The 18448-nt window shown below is 62.5% G+C and carries 16 protein-coding genes; 7 read left to right on the forward strand and 9 right to left on the reverse strand.

Going from position 1 to position 18448, the window contains the following annotated elements; genetic code table 11:
- Nucleotides 1-80 precede the first annotated feature (80 nt).
- The 3 genes from AC2ISB_RS07380 to AC2ISB_RS07390 form a co-directional block, all read right to left on the reverse strand.
- Nucleotides 81-2642 (reverse strand): penicillin-binding protein 1A, encoded by a 2562-nt coding sequence (locus tag AC2ISB_RS07380; protein ID WP_339107605.1) that lies wholly within the window; start codon nucleotides 2640-2642, stop codon nucleotides 81-83.
- 173 nt (nucleotides 2643-2815) lie between these two features.
- Complete coding sequence (locus AC2ISB_RS07385; RefSeq protein ID WP_406720954.1) at nucleotides 2816-4078, reverse strand: N-acetylmuramoyl-L-alanine amidase; 1263 nt, start codon at nucleotides 4076-4078, stop codon at nucleotides 2816-2818.
- Nucleotides 4079-4146: 68 nt separating this feature from the next.
- Entirely contained in the window at nucleotides 4147-5292 is a 1146-nt protein-coding gene (locus AC2ISB_RS07390; RefSeq protein WP_339107607.1) for a pyridoxal phosphate-dependent aminotransferase, read from the reverse strand.
- A 169-nt stretch (nucleotides 5293-5461) separates the two neighbouring features.
- Between AC2ISB_RS07390 and AC2ISB_RS07395 the strand changes: the two genes are divergently transcribed.
- Entirely contained in the window at nucleotides 5462-6208 is a 747-nt protein-coding gene (locus AC2ISB_RS07395; RefSeq protein ID WP_339107608.1) for a DsbA family protein, read from the forward strand.
- 334 nt (nucleotides 6209-6542) lie between these two features.
- Here AC2ISB_RS07395 and AC2ISB_RS07400 read toward each other — a convergent pair whose 3' ends face one another.
- The 3 genes from AC2ISB_RS07400 to AC2ISB_RS07410 all read right to left on the reverse strand — a co-directional run bounded on the left by AC2ISB_RS07400 (nucleotide 6543) and on the right by AC2ISB_RS07410 (nucleotide 9292).
- Nucleotides 6543-7235 (reverse strand): DUF1236 domain-containing protein, encoded by a 693-nt coding sequence (locus AC2ISB_RS07400; protein ID WP_339107609.1) that lies wholly within the window; start codon nucleotides 7233-7235, stop codon nucleotides 6543-6545.
- Nucleotides 7236-7386: 151 nt separating this feature from the next.
- Nucleotides 7387-7968: a DUF1190 domain-containing protein gene (locus AC2ISB_RS07405; protein WP_339107610.1), complete on the reverse strand. Its 582-nt coding sequence runs from the start codon at nucleotides 7966-7968 to the stop codon at nucleotides 7387-7389.
- Between the two features lie 100 nt (nucleotides 7969-8068).
- A complete protein-coding gene (locus AC2ISB_RS07410; RefSeq protein WP_339107611.1) occupies nucleotides 8069-9292 on the reverse strand; it encodes a glutathionylspermidine synthase family protein in 1224 nt (407 codons plus the stop codon).
- Nucleotides 9293-9566: 274 nt separating this feature from the next.
- On the opposite strand from AC2ISB_RS07410, the gene AC2ISB_RS07415 reads away from it, so the two are divergent.
- Entirely contained in the window at nucleotides 9567-11066 is a 1500-nt protein-coding gene (locus AC2ISB_RS07415) for an AcvB/VirJ family lysyl-phosphatidylglycerol hydrolase (protein ID WP_486574614.1), read from the forward strand.
- A 325-nt stretch (nucleotides 11067-11391) separates the two neighbouring features.
- On the opposite strand, the gene AC2ISB_RS07420 is transcribed toward AC2ISB_RS07415, so the two are convergent.
- Complete coding sequence (locus AC2ISB_RS07420) at nucleotides 11392-12681, reverse strand: DUF3422 family protein (RefSeq protein WP_486576767.1); 1290 nt, start codon at nucleotides 12679-12681, stop codon at nucleotides 11392-11394.
- Between the two features lie 194 nt (nucleotides 12682-12875).
- On the opposite strand from AC2ISB_RS07420, the gene AC2ISB_RS07425 reads away from it, so the two are divergent.
- The 5 genes from AC2ISB_RS07425 (at nucleotide 12876) to AC2ISB_RS07445 (ending at nucleotide 14976) form a co-directional block, all read left to right on the forward strand.
- Nucleotides 12876-13328 carry an EF-hand domain-containing protein gene (locus tag AC2ISB_RS07425; RefSeq protein ID WP_486574616.1) on the forward strand — a complete coding sequence of 151 codons (453 nt, stop codon included), beginning with the start codon at nucleotides 12876-12878 and terminating at the stop codon, nucleotides 13326-13328.
- Nucleotides 13329-13376: 48 nt separating this feature from the next.
- Entirely contained in the window at nucleotides 13377-13682 is a 306-nt protein-coding gene (locus AC2ISB_RS07430) for a hypothetical protein (protein ID WP_339107614.1), read from the forward strand.
- A gap of 72 nt (nucleotides 13683-13754) precedes the next feature.
- A complete protein-coding gene (locus AC2ISB_RS07435; protein ID WP_339107615.1) occupies nucleotides 13755-14324 on the forward strand; it encodes an RNA polymerase sigma factor in 570 nt (189 codons plus the stop codon).
- Nucleotides 14321-14608: a hypothetical protein gene (locus AC2ISB_RS07440; RefSeq protein ID WP_486574619.1), complete on the forward strand. Its 288-nt coding sequence runs from the start codon at nucleotides 14321-14323 to the stop codon at nucleotides 14606-14608. Before AC2ISB_RS07435 ends, AC2ISB_RS07440 begins: the two co-directional genes overlap by 4 nt.
- Nucleotides 14608-14976 (forward strand): hypothetical protein, encoded by a 369-nt coding sequence (locus tag AC2ISB_RS07445; protein WP_486574620.1) that lies wholly within the window; start codon nucleotides 14608-14610, stop codon nucleotides 14974-14976. The genes AC2ISB_RS07440 and AC2ISB_RS07445 overlap by 1 nt, the downstream gene beginning before the upstream one ends.
- A gap of 40 nt (nucleotides 14977-15016) precedes the next feature.
- Here the strand turns inward: AC2ISB_RS07445 and AC2ISB_RS07450 are convergent, their stop codons facing one another.
- Nucleotides 15017-16480 (reverse strand): NAD(P)(+) transhydrogenase (Re/Si-specific) subunit beta, encoded by a 1464-nt coding sequence (locus AC2ISB_RS07450; RefSeq protein WP_339107618.1) that lies wholly within the window; start codon nucleotides 16478-16480, stop codon nucleotides 15017-15019.
- Nucleotides 16481-16493: 13 nt separating this feature from the next.
- The gene (locus tag AC2ISB_RS07455) at nucleotides 16494-18083 is read right to left on the reverse strand and encodes a Re/Si-specific NAD(P)(+) transhydrogenase subunit alpha (RefSeq protein WP_486574622.1); all 1590 of its coding nucleotides are present in this window, start codon (nucleotides 18081-18083) and stop codon (nucleotides 16494-16496) included.
- Between the last annotated feature and the right edge of the window lie 365 nt (nucleotides 18084-18448).

The following is an 18448-nucleotide window of genomic DNA, read 5'->3' on the forward strand; positions in this document are numbered from 1 at the left end:
TTCCTGTTCTGGCCGGTCATACAGATTTAAGGCCCCCTCGACAAGTTGTCGAAGGGGCCGAAAATCCGTGGCCTGCGATGTTAGTATAGCCCGCCGGCACTGATTGTGCCGAAATTCGCGCGCTGTTTGGGGAGGATCGCGGTCTTGCCGGAGGAGGTGGTGACAGATGTCCCGCCCTCATCGCTTTCCCCGGGCGCAAAGAGCGGCAGGTTGGAGCCCATGCCGAAGCCGCCATCAACCACCAGCCCCATACCGGCAATGCTCTGGCCTTCGCGCAGATATTCGGCCTGCACATAATCGCCCGACGCCCCCGGCGGCAGCATCTCGCCGGTGAAGCGGTTGAAGTTCTGCCAATGCCCGCCCGGCGGCACGGTGAATTCGGAGCCGCCATATTTCTTGACCGCTTCCTTCATGAATTCGTTGAACACCGGCACACAGAGCGTCCCGCCGAAAGCATGCGCCCCCAGCCCTTTGGGATTGTCATAGCCGATATAGCACGACGCGACGATATTCGAGGTAAAGCCCGTGAACCACACGTCTTTTGCATCATTGGTCGTGCCGGTTTTACCCGCGACGGGCACGCTGATATTCACCCCGCGGCCCGAACCACGCTGGACCACGCCCTTCATGAGCGAGATCATCTGATAGGCGGTGATCGGATCGACCACCTGCTCGGAATTCGACTCGATCCGCGGCCCCTCGCCCGCAGGCAGGGTCTGGGCGCTGCAATCGTCACAGACGCGCTGGTCGTGGCGGTAGATCGTGCGGCCGTAGCGGTCCTGCACACGGTCCACCAGCGTCGGTTCCACCCGCTTGCCGCCATTCGCGAACATCGCATAGGCCGAGACCAGATTGAACATCGTGGTTTCCTGCGCCCCGAGCGCGTTGGCAAGGAACTTCTTCATCGGGTTATAGACGCCCATACGCTCGGCATAATTGGCAATGGTATCCATGCCGATTTCCTGCGCGATCCGCACGGTCATGAGGTTACGCGACTGTTCCAGACCGGTCCGCATCGGGGTCGGGCCGTAATATTTGTTCGAGGCGTTCTTCGGACGCCACAGGCCTTGCGGGGTATTCACCTCGATCGGGGCGTCCACCACCACCGTCTCGGGCGAAAAGCCCGAATCCAGCGCCGCCGCATAGACGAAGGGTTTGAAGTTCGAGCCCGGCTGGCGCATCGCCTGCGTGGCGCGGTTGAATACGGTCGACTGATAGGAGAAGCCGCCCTGCATCGCGATCACACGGCCCGTATGCACGTCCATCGCCATGAAGGCCCCTTCCACCTGCGGCACCTGCCGCAGCGTCCAGCGGATGAAACTGCCATCGCTGTCCGAGGTCATGGCGCGCACCATCACCACATCGCCCACACTCACCAGATCCGACGCCACACGCGCCTTCGGACCCAGCTTGCCGTTCTCGTTCAGCTTGCGGGCCCATTGCACATCCTTGGCGGGGATCCAGTTGCCATTGCCTTCTTCCTTGATCCCCTCGATGCCGATGCGGGCATCTTCCTTGCCGACAGACAGCACGACGGCAGGCATCCAGCCCTCGACATCGCGCGGCACCTTATCGCTGCGCACATCGGCCAGTGCCGCGCGCCAATCGGCCTCGTTTTTCAGCTTGTCCGCCGGAATGGTCACCCCCGTGCCCCGCCAGACACCCCGGCTGCGGTCATAATCTTCCAACGCATGCTGAAGGGCGCGTCCGGCCTGTGCCTGCATCTCGGGATCGACGGTTGCGCGCACGGTCAGCCCCCCCGAGAAGAACTCGTCCTGACCGAAGCTGCGCGAAAGCTGGCGGCGGATCTCGTCGGTGAAATAGTCGCGCGGCGGCATCTGGTCGCGGAACGGCGCGTAATCCCCGTTCTGCACCGATTTCACCGGCAATTCACGCTCTTCGCGATAGGTTGCCTCGGAGATATAGCCGTTCTGCCACATCTCATGCAGCACATAGTTGCGGCGGTCCTTCAACCGCTGCATATCGCGCACCGGATGGTAATTCGACGGGGCTTTCGGCATCGAGGCCAGTGTCGCGGCCTCATAGGGCTTCAGTTCCGACAGCGGCTTGTTGAAATAGGTCAGCGACGCCGCCGCCACACCATAGGAATTCTGGCCGAGGAAGATCTCGTTGAGATAGAGCTCCAGAATACGTTTCTTGGGCAGCGCATGTTCGACCCGCGAGGCCAGAATAAGCTCCTTGATCTTCCGCTCGACCGACCGGTCCGAAGACAGCAGGAAGTTTTTCATCACCTGCTGGGTGATGGTCGAGGCCCCGCGCACGTCATGGCCGCCGGTGCGCACCGCCTCGAACACGGCCTGCGCGATCCCGACCGGATCATAGCCCGCATGGTGCCAGAAATTCTTGTCCTCTGCGGATACAAAGGCATCCTGCACGATCGGCGGAATTTCGTCGATCGGCACGAACAGACGGCGCTCGGTGGCGAATTCGTCGATCAGGCGCCCGTCGCCATTATAGATGCGCGAAATCGTCTTGGGCTGGTATTGCGAAAGCTGATCATGGCTAGGCAGGTCACGGGAATACATCCAGAAGATCGCCCCGACCGTCAGCGCGGCGAAGAACACCGCCGTAACAATCCACGAAAAGATGCTGCCGAAGAAGGACAGGATAAATCGGATCAAGGTTCGCTCCTTACCGGGGGATGCCCGTTTATCGCGGAAAACCGCAATTCTGCCCGCCTATAGCCGCCACGGCCTGCGGGGTCAAAACAAGTTATACGCCTTCGCGGCAAGATCGCGCTCACATCTCGGCTATGTGAGCGGCGTTTCTACAGCATTCAGCGTCATTTATAGGGCTACTGGCGCAAAAGTCTTGCCTCTGCCGCATCCGATTGCGCCCAGGATTGCACAGCCTGCGTGATCGCGGCGGCCGTGGTTTTGCGCCAGCTGTCATCCAGCAGATGCTTGCGATCCCGTTCCGAGTCCAGAAAGCCCAGCTCGATCAGCACCGAAGGGAAATCGGCGGATTTCAGCACCGAGAAATCCGCCCCCTGCACGGGATGTTTGTAAAGCGTCACCCCCGCCGATTTCAGTGCTCCCACCAGAACCTGCGTAAAACGCACGGTGCGCGGGCGCGTCTCGGTGCGCGCCAGATCCATCAGCACCCGTGCGACATCATCGCCATGCCCGTCCAGATCGACACCGGCCAGAATATCGGCGCGATCATGGCGCTCGGCCAGTTTTTGCGACGCGTCGTCGGTGGCTTTCTCGTCAAGCATATAGATCGCCGTTCCGGTGGCTTTCCCGCTGGCCAGCGCGTCGGCATGCAGCGAGATGAACAGATCCGCCTCGGATTTGCGCGCAATCGTCAGACGGGTCTCAAGCGGCACAAACACATTCTCGTTGCGCGTCATCACCACATCGATCCCCGCGCGGGTCAGGGCCTCTTTCAGCTCGCGCGCGAAGGTCAGCACCAGCACCGCCTCCGAAGTGCCCTCCGCCTCCGCACCGGGATCAATGCCCCCATGACCGGGATCAAGCACCACCCGCAGCGGGCGCGAGCCATCTTGGCGCAGGATCGGAGCCGGAACCGGCGCCGGCTGCGGCAAATCCCACAAGGCCGAATTCGGGTCGCCCTGCGTTGTTTCGAATTTGTCTTTGCTGACCGGAGTCAGCGAAATATCCAGTTCCGGCGCCTCGCCGGTCCGCAGCTGCGCGGCCGCGATTTTCATCGGGCCGGACAGCTCGGCCACCAGACGCGACCAGCCGGGGCGGAACGGCCCCCAGCGCAGCACCTGCACCGCGCCGCTTTTGCCCCCCTTGCCCAGCATCACCGCCGGATCCTGTGCGGAAAAATCGACCTCGCGGAAATCCACCACCAGACGCGGCGGATTATCCAGCAAGAACGCCCGCCACGCGACAGGCTGCGACAGCCCCAAGCGCAGATCCGTCTGCGTTGCATCGCCGGTGATGCCACTGCGCGCCGGATCAAGCTGCGCCAGCGCCGAAAGCCGGCTGTCTTGCGCCTGCGCCAGCCCGCACCCCGCCAGAAACGCCCAAAGCGCCATGACCCAGAAAAGCGCCAAGCGCCCATGACACGGCTGCGCCGATCTCCGCATTCTGCCCGATTCCGTTCTTGTATCCTGTTCGGGGCGAGCTTAGCGCAGCGCCCCCCGAAAGTCAGTGCTCACTTGCCACGCTGCGCCATGAAGCTCTGCAACCGTGCAAGCCCCTCGCGGATGCGGTCGGTCGATTGCGCATAGGAAAACCGCAGCGTCGTGGCCCCGCGCGCGGGGTCGAAATCCAGCCCGGGGGTCACGGCAACCCCTGCCTCGCGCAGGATCTCTTCGGCAAAGGCCAGCGAGTTATCGGTCAGATGCGCGACATCGGCATAGATATAGAAGGCCCCATCGGGCGGCGCGATCCGGTCAAAGCCGATCTGCGGCAGAACCTCCAGCATCAGGCGGCGGTTCTCGGCATAGGCGGCGCGATTGGCCTCCAGCTCGTCGATGCAGTCCAGCGCGGCAAGGGCGGCAATCTGGCTGGCATGCGGCGGGCAGATGAACATGTTCTGCGCCAGACGCTCGACCGTGCGCACATGGTCTTCGGGCACCACAAGCCAGCCGACCCGCCAGCCCGTCATCGAGAAATATTTCGAGAAGGAATTGACCACATAGGCCTGATCCGAGACCTCAAGCGCCGTCACCGCGCGGTCTTCGTAATGGAGGCCATGATAGATCTCGTCCGAGATGAAAGCCAGATCGCGTGCCTCGGCCAGATCCATCAGCGCCTTCAGTTCAGCCTTGCCCAGCATGGTGCCCGACGGATTGCCCGGCGAGGCCACGATCAGCCCCTGCACATCTTCGGGGATATCCGAAGGCACCGGCTGATAGCGGTTTTCGGCACTGGTCGGCATGCCCACCGGTTCCACCGACATCGCGCGCAGGATCTGGCGGTAGCTGGGATAGCCCGGCTCGCCCAGAGCAACCTTGTCGCCCGCGTCAAACAGCGCCGAGAATGCCAGTACGAACGCGCCCGATGAGCCCGAGGTGACCACCACCCGCGCCGGATCCAGATCCACCCCGTACCAACGTTTGTACAGCCCCGCAATCCCTTGACGAAGCTCCGGAATTCCCAGCGCCACGGTATAGCCCATCGCCTGATCGTCCAGCGCCTGCGCCAGCGCTTGGCGGGCACCGGAGGGCGCGGGGGTCGAGGGCTGGCCCACTTCCATGTGAACGATATCGCGCCCCTCCCCTTCGGCTGCGCGCGCAGCCTCCATCACATCCATCACGATGAAAGGATCGACTTGTCCGCGGGTTGAGAAACGCATGGTGGGGCTCCATTTTAGGCTTCGACCCCGCCGCGATAGGCCAGCCGCTGCCATAGGTCAATGCAAAGGCTGTGCCCCCCCTTGCCCCGCCGCCGCGCTTGCGCCAGTGTGGGCGCCAACCTCCCGCGCCGGTCTGTGGCGCCGGACCAAGGATCGACAGAGGACCCAGATGACCCGCAAACTCCTTCCCGCCTTCGCCCTTTCTGCGCTTTTGGCCCAGCCCGCAGGCGCGCTTGATCTGGGGTCGATGACCGATAGCGAACGCGCCGATTTCGGACGGGCCGTGCGCAATTACCTAATGGACAATCCCGAAGTCCTGATGGAGGCGATCAACGAGCTTGAAAAAAAGCAGAACGCCCAGATCGCGCAGAATGACCAGCAACTGATTGCGACCAATGAAGACGAGCTGACCAATGATCCCGAGTCATGGGTGGGCGGCAATCCCGATGGGGATGTGACGATTGTCGAGTTCATGGATTACCGCTGCGGCTATTGCAAGAAGGCCTATCCCGAAATCAACGCGCTTCTGAAATCGGATGGCCATATCCGTTTCATCGTCAAGGAATTCCCTATTCTGGGCGACGCCTCGGTAAAGGCTGCGCGTTTTGCCATTGCCACCAAGCAGGTCGCGGGCGATGAGGCGTATGAGAAGGTCCATAACGCCTTGATGACCCTGCGTGGCGATATTTCCGATGACAGCCTTTCGGCGCTGGCCAAGAAGCTCGATCTGGACGGCGATGCGATCCAGAAAGCCGCCGCCTCGCCCGAGGTTGAAAAGGTGATCGAGGCGAATTACGCGCTTGGCCAGCGGATGGGCCTGTCCGGTACCCCGTCTTTTGTGATCGGCGACGAGATGCTGCGCGGTTATGCGCCGGAAGAGGCCATGAAAAAGATCGTCGCCGATCAGCGCGGCTGAACAGGCGCGGCTGTAACTGGCACCGATTTCTGGCACTGATGTCTGGCGCGGCGATAAGACGCAGCGCCGGTCCTGATGGCAAGTTTCGGGAGAGATTGCCCCAGGCCTTCCACCGCACGCGACACTGGGGAATCGGAAGCCCCAGAACAGGCAGCTCTCTGGCCTTTGGCAGGCGGCAAGCCGGAGCGGTCCTCTGCGGGGCGGCTTTTGCGGATTCTGCCATTCGGGCCTGCCCATCTGGATGGCGGCCCCGTCCGACAGGATCAGTGCTCCGGACCACACAGCAGAAAGCTGGCCCGAGGGCCAGCTTCCGGATTTTCCTCAACAGAGGAGATCAGTTGAACACATAGACAATGGCACGGCTATGCGGGTCCACCAGAACCGGTTCCTTGTTGACGTTCACATAGGCGTATTTGCTGTCGGGCACGGGCTGCAATGCCACGTTATCGGGCAGCTTCGCGCCGGTTTTCACATCGCCTTTCAGGAAGACCGGATCAACCGGATGCTCCTGCACATAGGTGACCGTGGTGGGCTCGGGTTTGGCGGCCTCGCCAACCAGCGCCCCCCCGATAAGCGCCCCCACAACGGCACCTGCCGGCCCGCCGATCACTGTGCCTGCGGCAATGGCGCCGCCTGCCGCCCCACCTGCGGCGGCACCGGCAAAGGCACCGGCCGCTTGGCCATTGCCATTATCCTTGATCTCGATGGTCTTCACATCGACATTCTTCGGGCGATCGGCCAGATAGACGATGTTGTTACCCTCATGGATCGCGATATTCGACGCGGGGGTCCAGCCGGTATTGTCGCCATAGCTGACCTGACACCAGCTGCCGGTCGAGATGCAGCCATCCACCTCGATATTGGCGGCTTGCGGCACGGTCGAGCTGACCTGATAATCCGCCCCCGGCCCTGCGCGCAGCGAGCTGTCAGTGCCGAGCATGGCCGGAAACGCCGAGGCGCTGGTGGCCAGACCTGCGGTTGCAAGCGTGGCGAATGCGGCAACGGTCATCGTGGTTTTCTTGAACATCTTCTATCTCCTAAGCTTACCCGTCGCAGCCGCTGTGCACCGATCCGGCGCTGTGCTGCGATTTGGACAGACAACCCGCATTCGGGCAGAGACGTTCCCCGCAAACCGTTCACAAGATTCTCAAGCCATCGGCGGGAACCGGCCAGCGCCCTCAGCCGCCAAAGCTGCGGCTGGTGCTGGAGCTGGTCCCGAACCCCCCGCGCGAAACCGCCGTGGCACGGGTCATCGGCGCCTTGCCGATGGTCGTGGCCGGTTTCTTGAACAGCCCCTGACTGAGCTTGGCCTTGCCGTTATTGGTCGAGAAGCTGGCCGAGCGGTCGGCATTGGTATAGCCCCCCTGCCCGTTACGATACAAAGGCTGCGCCGAGCCGCGCCCGCCCAGCATATTGCCGATCAGATAGCCTGCCAGAAGCGGCATGAAGATCCCGCCCATACCGCTGCCCTGATGCCCCGTGGCCTCTTCTTCGCTGCCGCAATTCCCGACCCCGTGCTGCTCTTCGCAGACCTGCAGGCTGTCATAGCGCGGGGCGGATTCCACGTTCAGCTCCTGCGCCTGGGCAAAAGCGGTGCGGCATTGCTCGGCGGTGAAGTCGCCCCCCGCGCCTGCCGCCTGCTCGCAAGAGGCCAGATCGGGGAAAGCCTGTGCATCGACCTTTTCCTCCTTGCACCCTGCCAGCGTAAAGGCGGCAGCCCCCATGATGGTCAGGGCAACATAGCGTGAGCGTTTCTTCATCAATCTGGTCCTTCATCAAACAGTATCGGAGCCCCGAGCACGCACGGCATAAGGCCCCATATCACAGGTCCGCGGCATCGGCACCGCAGCTACGGGCGCATCAGCCCCGAATGAAATGCGGCTTGAAGCGCGACAGGTCTTGCGTGATCCGCGAGCGATCCTCGCGCAGCCCCATCCCCACGCAGTCCCCGCCCACGATCCAGGCCCCGATAATCGGCCGGAAGCCTGAAAATTCCGGTAAGGGCTGATAGGCCTGCACGATGCGGGGATATTGCGCATAGCCGTCCTGCTGCGACGTCTCGACCTTGCTGCCCTCGATGATATGCACCGATGCGCCCTCGCGCGAGAAAATCGGTTTGGTGACATAGCCCCGCAGAAGCTGGCCATGCGCGCGGGCGAAACTTTCGGCAATCTCGGGAGCGGGGCGGCCCTTTCCGGCCAGCCCCTCGCGCACATCCTCCTCGAAATAGGCGGGCAGCAAATTGGGATGGCCCTCGAAGAAATACCAGAGCATCGGCAGGATGGCCTTATTGGAGACAAGCGCCTTCCATGCGGGTTCGATAAACTGTGCCCCCGACCCTGCCAGATACTGGGCATAGTCCTCGCGCAGCAGATCTTCCCACGGATACAGCTTGAACAGCGTGCCGATCACCCGATCCTCGTCATCAAGAAACTGCTGCTCTTCGCTCAGCCCGATCTTTTCCAGATCACAGTAATGCGCCCCCAGACCCGCCTCGCGCGCGGCCCAACCCAGCGCCTCGACCGTGGCATAATCCTCGGGATTGCCGCCCATCGCGGTGAAATGCAGGTCCGTCTTGGGCGCAAACAGGGCGCGGAACCGCTCGACCAGCGCCTCGTGGATGCCGTTGAACTGGTCGGCGTCCTCCGCCAGCACGCCCGCCGCGATCTGCTCTTCCAGCCATTGCCACTGGAAGGCCGCGCTCTCGTATAAAGAGGTGGGCGTATCGGCGTTATATTCCAGCATCTTGGCCGGACCCTTGCCGTCATAGGCCAGATCGAAACGGCCATACAGTTCGGGCTGCCCGTCGCGCCAGCTATTGCGGACCAGATCCCAATGCGCCTCGGGCAGGCCCATGACCCCGATCAATTCCTCCGAATTCACGATCCGGTCCACCGCCTCGCGGCACATCGCGTGCAGCTCGGTGGCAGGGTCCTCGATGCGGTCCTCGATCTCGCGCAGCGTGAATTCATAGGCCGAGCTTTCGTCCCAATAGGGTTCGCCATGCATATCGGCAAAGGTGAACCCCACCTCTTTGGCCATATCGCGCCAGCCAGCACGTTCGGGCAGATCGAGTTTGCGCATATCATCCTCCTCCGACCCTGACCGGATACCGCAAACCTACGGATATCGCGGGGGCCTTGCCCGCGCTCTACCCGTTTTCGGCCCTCCATGCCAGCCTTGGCCGCCATCGGTGCGGTTTTCCTCCGAGGGTTTAACCGCTCATCAGGGTTTGCCGCTTATAGCTTTGCCCATTGCAGGAGACCGCTTGATGCCGCATTCGCCTTTCCCCGCCCGTTCTGTCTTGCGCCTGTTGCCCCCTGCGCCAAGCCGCGCGCTGATAGTAAGGCCGGGGCTGATGCTGACCCTGCTGCTGGGCCTGATGATCTTCGGTGGTCTGCGCGCAATGGCACAACCGCAAAGCAGCGCGCTGTTTCTGGCGGTCACCTCGATTGCCGAGCCGCAGGACGACATCCGTTCGACCGCGCTTTTACTGGCGGGCGGGGCGGCGGATGCCACGGCAGGCCGGAGCGAAACGATTGCCCGGACACTGGCGGACATGCATACGCTTGTCATTACCATCGATCCGGACTGGCTTCTGGATCTCGGGGGCGGCTGCCAGCAGGCAACCGACGCCCTGCTATATATCGCACAGGAAATCGGCAAGCGGCGGGAAGCCGCGCCCCGTGCCCCCGTCCTGCTTGGCATCGGAGAGGGGACGGCCCTTGCGCGCTTGGCGGCCGCCACCCGCCCCGACCAGTTCAAGGGGATCGTGACGCAGGATCTGCACAGGGATCTGCCCGATACCTGTCAGACCGCCCTGCCCGAAGCGGGCCGCAAGACGGTGCTGCGTTGGCATGATGCCGCAACCGACGCGGCCTCGGTGCTACAGGCGGTGCGTGGTGTGCGCTTCTACCCGCCCGCCGAGGACAGCACCGAGGCCCGTAACGCGGCGCTGGTGCAGGCCTATCTGGCGCTGGCCGGAACCGATCACGCCTTTGACACCGGCACCCGTGCACAGGATCTGCAGGATCTGCCGATCACTCTCCACCTGCCCGAAGCGGCCACCAATAATAGCGCCGCGGACACCCCACCGGAGGCATTTGTGATTTTCCTGTCGGGCGATGGCGGCTGGGCCAATTTCGACGAGGAAATCGCAGACCGGCTGGCACAGAACGGGCTACCTGTCATCGGGATTTCGACCATGCGTTATCTGTGGCAGGAACGCAGCCCGGACAGAATTGCCGCCGATATGACCCGCATCCACTCGCATTTTGCGGCCCGTTTCGGCACGCAGAACGTCATTCTGGCGGGATTTTCGCTGGGGGCGAATGTCACCCCGTTCTATGCGCCCTTGCTGCCCGCGACGCTGCGCGAGAACGTGTTGGGGCTGGCCTTGCTTTCGCCCGAAACCCATACCGGCTTCGAGGTGGTCATGGGGGGATGGCTTGGCCAGAAGACCGGCAGCCGCGATGTGGTCGCGGCCCTGGAGGCACTGCCGCCGTCCCTGCATGTGCTCTGCCTGTACGGGCGCAAAGACCAATACAGCGCCTGCCCCACCAGCCCCTCGGTTACGGCGCTGGCCTTCGAAGGGGGCCATCATCTGGACAAAAACTATGACCGCGCAGCAGAGGCCATACTGGGTCTGCGCCTTCCCGACGCACAGGAGGCAAGGCCGCCCGCCGATGTTCTTTCCGCACAACAGGCAGACCCCGCCCCCGCGCCATCAGTGCCGACCGACGCCGACAGACCGCCTGCGCTTGGCACTGTTTCACTGCCCGTCTCCTTGCCCGTGCCGTTGCTCCCGCCTCTGCCTTCCCCCCCGCCTCTGCCCGCCGATACCGCCGCCTTACCCTGAGCAAGACCCTCCCGAACTGGTCAGCCGGTGCCGTGTCAAAACGGCCACCGCTACGGGAGAGCGCCCCCGCGGCCTTACCACGGCCCATCAAAGCGAGAGCAGCCTACCCCGATGCAGGATCGATCGCGGGCCCCTGTGGAACGTGCGAAACAACGAAATGAGCCTGCGCCTTTAATGACAGCGCGGGCCCGCGCGGACTGGGGGCTGCATCGGCCTGTTCGACGCTGAACGGGACCGCGAGGGTATCAGCCGGATAGGGGCGCGCCAAAGCAGGTCCATGCCAAACCGCCCCCTCCCGATCTCGGCCTTGCTATCCGCAAGGCCGTCAATGCGCGCCCATGCCTTTCTTGATCCGCCGCAGCATCAGCCAGACCGCCAGCACAACCAGTGGCGTCAGCCCCGCAACCATCATCTCCTTGCCCATGCCCAGCTTCTTGGCGAACGGATAGGCCAGATATCCGCACAGGCTGACGGCGTAATAGCTGATCGCCACCACCGATAGCCCCTCGACCGTATGCTGCAAGCGCAACTGCAGATCCGAACGGCGATCCATGCTTTCCAACAGCTTCTGGTTCTGCGCCGAACGGTCCACATCCACCCGTGTGCGCAGCAATTCGGCGGCGCGACCGGCACGTTCCAGCATCGCATTCAGCCGCTGCTCGGCGGCAAAGACGGTGCGGATCGCCGGATCGTAACGGCGCGAAACAAATTCGCCCAGCTTCTGCCGCCCCGCAAAACGTGTCTCGCGCAGCATCTCGACCCGCTCGCGCACCAAGGCGGCATAAGCGCGGGTCGCCCCGAAACGGAAGGACAGATGCATCGCCAGCATCTCCAGCTCGTAGGAGATATCGAGCAACGCGTTCAACACCTTCTCGGGCGTGGTATCGGCATCGCGCATGGATGCGATCAGCGAGGACAGGGCCGGATCAAGGCTGTTAAGCCGCGCGGTCAGCTCGCGCGCGCGCGACAGCCCCAGCATGGACATCGCGCGATAGGCCTCCAGATCGCAGAGCCGCTGGACCACCCTCCCGACCCGACCCGGCCCCGTGCCGGGCCGCACGAAAAGCGCAAAACGCATCTGCCCTGCCGCATCGATGCGGAAATCGCCCGCCAAAGCGATCGCCTCATCCACAACCCAGGTGCAAACCAGATTTTCCGGTACGAACCAGTCATCGACCATCTTGGCCAGTTGCCCCGGATCTTCGGGCATTTCCTTGATGCGGATATGCACGGCCACCAGACGCTTTCCGGGGGCCGTTCTAAGCCAGTCCTCGGGGAAAACCGCCGTTTCCGCAGGATCGAAGGGGCGCTGTGATACCCCGTCGGACTGCGCAAGATAGCTGACAAACTCTGTATGGCTTTCCCAAGACAGCCGGTATCGCCCGATATTTCCCGCATGGTGGGTGGCCCCTTCGGGAGGCAGCGGCGCGCCATGCCGGTCCAGAAGATCACATAGATGTTCCATATCTGCCGCCCGCGAACGCGATGCCGCCCCCAGCGGTTCTTTCACCGCCAGATAGACCACATGCGAGGGCACCGATATCTTGGGAAAGGGGCGCGCATGAAGCTCTGCCACCATCGGGTAGCGCTGCGGATGGTCTTCGACCGGAGGCATGGGCATGACAGTCATTCCTGGTTACGACCGTCGGAGCCTGCCTCAATCACACCCGCCTGTAAATAATTTTGTGCATTAATATCATGTATTTATTAGCATACATTCGTATGCCGCAACAGTTTTTCCGCTGGCACGCGTAGGGACCGCGCGCGGATTGCGTAAAGGAAGACATCGCCAGTTTGCCGGAGACCGCCATGACCTGCCGCCTGTCACGCCCCTCATCGCTTGTGATGTCCTGCCTGTTTGCCCTTTTCGCCCCGCTGGCCGAAGCCAGCCCCGACACAGATATGACCCGCGCCGCCCAGATCCTTGATCGCTATGACCGCAATCAGGACCGGAGGCTGGATCTGGCGGAATTCGACGCCCTGCGCCGCACGATCTTCAACGGGATCGATCGCGATCAGGATGGAAAAATCCGCGCGCAGGATGTGGCGCAGGCCGCACAGGCCCGCAGGCAGCATGCGGATGGCCAGCGTCTGATGAAACGTGACACAAATCGCGACGGATTTGTGGACTGGTCCGAGTTTAAGGCACAGACACAGGGCTTTACCCGTGCCGACCGCAACAGCGACGGACATCTCAGCGCGGCAGAACTGGCGCGCCTGATCGCCCGCCTTCCTGCAGGCCTCTCGCCTGCGTCATTTTAACAACGGGGCTGTCATGCTCTGTTTTCTCCCCCGCAAAAGGATTTTGCTATGAAACTTCTCCCTGTTTTGCTGACCTCGCTCGGTCTGTTCACGATGGCCGCCACCGCGCAGGCGCAAAGCGTCACCGTGCAAACCGGCAAAGGCAGCACCGTCACCAAGGACCGCGACTGCGTGCGTGAAAACGGTCAGGCCAAATGCACCACGACCACCAAGGCGACCAGCCCGACGGGGCAGACCGCCTCGAAAACGCGCACCCGTAGCAGCGACGGCACCGGCACCGAAACCACCGTTACGGCGACCGGCACGAATGGCGAAACCGGCCAGACAAGCCGCAAGATCAGTGTCACCCGCTGATCACGCTTGCCCTTCCTTCCTGCCTGCGATCCAATCCGGTTGCAGGCAGGGATCGGGCGGAAGGAGGCCCGCGTGACACAGGCCGACAACCGCCCCGAAACCGAATGGGTCGCGCTGATGGCCGCACTGGCGCAGGGCGACCGGCAGGCCCTGCAGCGCCTGATGCAGCGCTTCGGCCCCGGAGTAACGCGGTTCAGCGCCGCTATGTTGCGCCGCCCCGAAGAGGCCGAGGACGTTGTGCAGGAGGTGTTCCTGCGCGTCTGGCAGAAAGCCTCCCGCTATGACCCTGCGCGGGCCGCCGTCTCGACTTGGATCTACCGCATTGCCGCCAACCATTGCACCGACCGCAACCGGCGTCTGGGGGTCCGGCACTTTCTGGGGCTTGACGCAGCCCCCGACCCGGTCGATGACCATCCCCCTGCCGAATATGATCTGGCGATGCGCCAGCGGCTGGGGCTGACGCGAGCGGCCCTGCACCACCTGCCCGACCGCCAGCGGCGCGCGCTTTTGCTGCGCGCCAGTGGCGAGCTGAGCACCCGAGAGATTGCCCAGATCATGGGGCTGTCGACGGGGGCTGTCGAACAATTGCTGATCCGCGCCCGCGCCAGACTGCGCGACCAACTCAAGGAGATCGATCCATGACGCAAGACACCGAAGACATCGACGCGCGCGTGATCGAACTGATGCAGGCGACACCCGTGGACATCCCCCGACTGTCGCGCACCGTGCTGAGCGAAATCGCCCGACAGACGCCGCACAGACCGCCTCTGGCCGAGGTTCTCATCCGCCCCCTGCCCGTTACGCTTGGCTTCGGTGGCGCGCTGATTGTGGCGCTCGCCCTTGGCTGGGGCGTGATCGGGCCGCTCCTGGGCGATGATCTGGCCCTGGCGCTGATTACCGGCAGCCTGCCGCCGGGAGGCTTCTGATGCAGCGCAAGGTTCTGATTGGCATGCTGGCGGTGTCTCTTCTGGGCAATGCGCTGGCGATCGGCGCGGGGCTGCGGCTGATGTCGCTGCGCGCCCAGCTGACCGGCCCCGTGGGCGAGGCGGTGATCTTCCCGCGCGAGATCCGGCGCGATCTGCGGGCCGCTCTGGCCGAGAACCGCGAGACCCTGACCCCTGCCCTGCAAGAGGTGCTGAAGGCGCGCGCCAGAATTGTGGCGCTTGGCACCGCCGAGCCTTTTGATCGCGCAGCGACCGAAGCGGCGATGGGGGACTTCCGCCGCGATCTGGATGCGCTTCTGGATCAGCTACAGCCCTTGGTGCTGGACAGGCTTGACGCGCATCACCAATGAAAAAGGCCCCGAGAAACCTCGGGGCCTTTTCTTCGCCTGATCAGGCTTTCATCATATGGAGGAGTTCATCCACCGACTTACGGGCATCGCCGTAGAACATGCGGGTGTTTTCCTTATAGAACAGCGGGTTCTCGATGCCCGAGTAGCCGGTGCCCTGTCCGCGTTTGGACACAAACACCTGTTTCGCTTCCCAGACCTTCAGAACCGGCATGCCCGCGATGGGGGAATTCGGGTCTTCCTGGGCGGCCGGGTTCACGATGTCATTCGAGCCGATGACGATAACCACATCCGTCGAGGGGAAGTCGTCATTGATCTCGTCCATCTCCAGCACGATGTCATAGGGCACTTTGGCTTCGGCCAAGAGCACGTTCATATGACCCGGCAGGCGGCCTGCCACGGGGTGGATCGCAAAGCGCACGGTCTTGCCACGCGAGCGCAGCATATTGGTCAGCTCGGACACGGCGTTTTGCGCCTGCGCCACGGCCATCCCGTAACCCGGCACGATGATGACGCTATCGGCATCATGCAGCGCATCGGCCACACCACCGGCGTCGATTGCGATCTGCTCGCCCTCGACTTCCATCGCGGGGCCCGTGGTCGTGCCGAAGCCGCCAAGGATCACCGACACAAACGACCGGTTCATCGCCTTACACATGATGTAGCTCAGGATCGCGCCCGAAGAGCCCACCAGCGCACCGGTGACGATCAACAGGTCATTGCCAAGCGAGAAGCCGATGGCCGAGGCAGCCCAGCCCGAGTAGCTGTTGAGCATGGACACCACAACCGGCATATCGGCGCCGCCGATGCCCATGATCAGGTGATAGCCGATGAAGAAGGCCAAAAGCGCCATCAGGATCAGCGTCCACGCGCCCGAGCCACCCATGTAGCACAGCAAGAGCGCCAGCGACAGGATCGCCGCACCGGCGTTCAGAACATGGCCACCCGGAAGTTTCTTGGCCTTGCCGTCGATCTTGCCTGCAAGCTTGCCGAAAGCCACGATGGACCCGGTGAAGGTGACCGCGCCGATGAACACGCCAAGGAAGGTCTCGACCTTGAGGATATTCACCTCGGCCATCGACTTATGCGCCACAATCGCGGCAAAGCCCGACAGTTGCTCATAAGCGGTGGGCATCACGCCGGTTTGGGCATGTTCCAGAATGATCGGCATGACCGAGGCCAGCACGATATGGGTGTTGATGCCGATGAAGACAGCGGCCAGACCCACGAAGCTGTGCAGCGCCGCCACAAGCTGAGGCATGGCGGTCATTTCCACCTTGCGCGCCAGCTGCGCACCGATGCCGCCGCCGACGATCAGCATCAGCAGGATCAGCCAGTAGAAGCCCACACCCGGACCGAAAACGGTCGCAATGATGGCCAGAGCCATGCCCGAGATGCCATACCAGACAGCGCGTTTCGCGCTTTCCTGCCCCGAGAGGCCACCAAGGCAGAGGATGAACAGGATGGCCGCCGCGATATAGGCGGCCGAGATCAGAGCGATATCCATAGATCCCACCCCCTTACGACTTCTGGAACATGGCAAGCATCCGGCGCGTAACCAGGAAGCCGCCGACGATGTTGATCGTGGCAATCAGGATCGAGATGGCCGAGAGGATCACCACGAGCCAGCCGCCCGAGACCTGCGTGCCCGCGCCGATCTGCAACAGCGCACCAAGGATGATGATGCCCGACACCGCATTGGTGACCGCCATCAGGGGCGTGTGCAGGCTGTGCGAGACGTTCCAGATGACCTGGAAGCCCACAAAGCACGACAGCACGAAGACCACGAAATGCGCCATGAAGCTGGCCGGTGCGACCGCGCCCACCGCGAGCAGCAACACGGTGCCCGCCACCAGCAGCGTGACCTGAGACATGGTCTGCTTGCGGAAGGCCGCCTTTTCCTGCGCCTTATATTCCTCGGGCGTCAGCTCTTTGGCCTTTTCCTTCGGTTTTTGCGCGGCAATCGCCTTCACCTTGGGCGGCGGCGGCGGGAAGGTGATCTCGCCTTGATGAACCACGGTCGCGCCACGGATCACGTCATCTTCCATGTTATGGTTGATGACACCGTCTTTTTCCGGCGTAAGATCGGCCAGCATATGGCGGATATTGGTCGAATACAGCGTCGAGGATTGCGTCGCCATCCGCGAGGGCAGATCGGTATAGCCCAGAATGGTCACGCCATTCTCGGTCACGATGCGCTCGTCCTTGACGGTCAGCTCGCAGTTCCCGCCACGCTCGGCGGCCAGATCCACGATCACCGAGCCGCGCTTCATCATCTCGACCATATCCTTGGTCCAGAGCACCGGCGCATCACGGCCGGGGATGAGGGCGGTGGTGATGACGATATCGACTTCCGGCGCAAGCTCGCGGAATTTCTTCAGCTGCGCTTCGCGGAATTCGGGGGAAGACGGGGCCGCATAGCCGCCCGTCGCCGCGCCATCGGTCTGGGCTTCCTCGAAGTCCAGATAGACGAAGGACGCGCCCATGGATTCAATCTGCTCGGCCACTTCGGGACGCACGTCAAAGGCCATGGTGATCGCGCCCAGCGAGGTCGAGGCGCCGATGGCGGCCAGACCTGCCACACCCGCGCCCACGATCAGCACCTTGGCCGGCGGCACTTTACCCGCCGCCGTCACCTGACCGGTGAAGAAGCGCCCGAAGTTGTTGCCCGCCTCGATGACCGCGCGGTAGCCCGCGATATTGGCCATGGACGACAGCGCATCCATCTTCTGCGCGCGCGAAATCCGCGGCACCATATCCATTGCGATCACATTCGCGCCGGTGGCCTTGGCTTTTTCCAGCATCTCCGGCGATTGCGCCGGATAGAAGAACGAAATCAGCGTCTGACCCGTCTTCAGGCGCGACAGCTCCGCCTCCTCCGGCGGACGCACCTTGACGACGAAATCAACCGCGTCGAACAGCGCCTCGGCGCCCTCGATAACGGTGACGCCGGCAGCCGTATAGGCCGCATCGGTAAAGCCCGCCTTGATGCCGGCCCCCGATTGAATGAAACACTCATGGCCCAGCTTTTGCAGCTGGAGCGCGGAATCCGGCGTCATCGCAACACGCGATTCCCCCGAATAAATCTCCTCTGGAGCACCGATCTTCAAGTTGATCCCCCCTTTTGACGCGGTGTCAGGTCAATAGACGACATGCCCCAAGCGACACGCCCTGCAAAAGGATTAGACTGCGCAAGATTGTTTCACAAGCGCCCCTATAGTCGAAATCCTTGAAAAGAAGAGCGTTTCACCCCGGAATACAAAGGCATACCTCTGCATACCAAGGCATACTGAATAATTTCATATATTTTTCAGCATCTTGCGGTGCATTTCAAATTCACCTGCAATCCATTAATAGACAGTATAGCTGCCATATATTTTTTTGATTGCGACCATAGACCGCAGTATGTTTGCGGAAACATTCAAATATAGGACACTAATACTGCCTCTTTTTCAGCAACGGTTTGAAAATTATA

The sequence above is a fragment of the Thioclava sp. NS-SX20 genome (genome assembly GCF_057380695.1).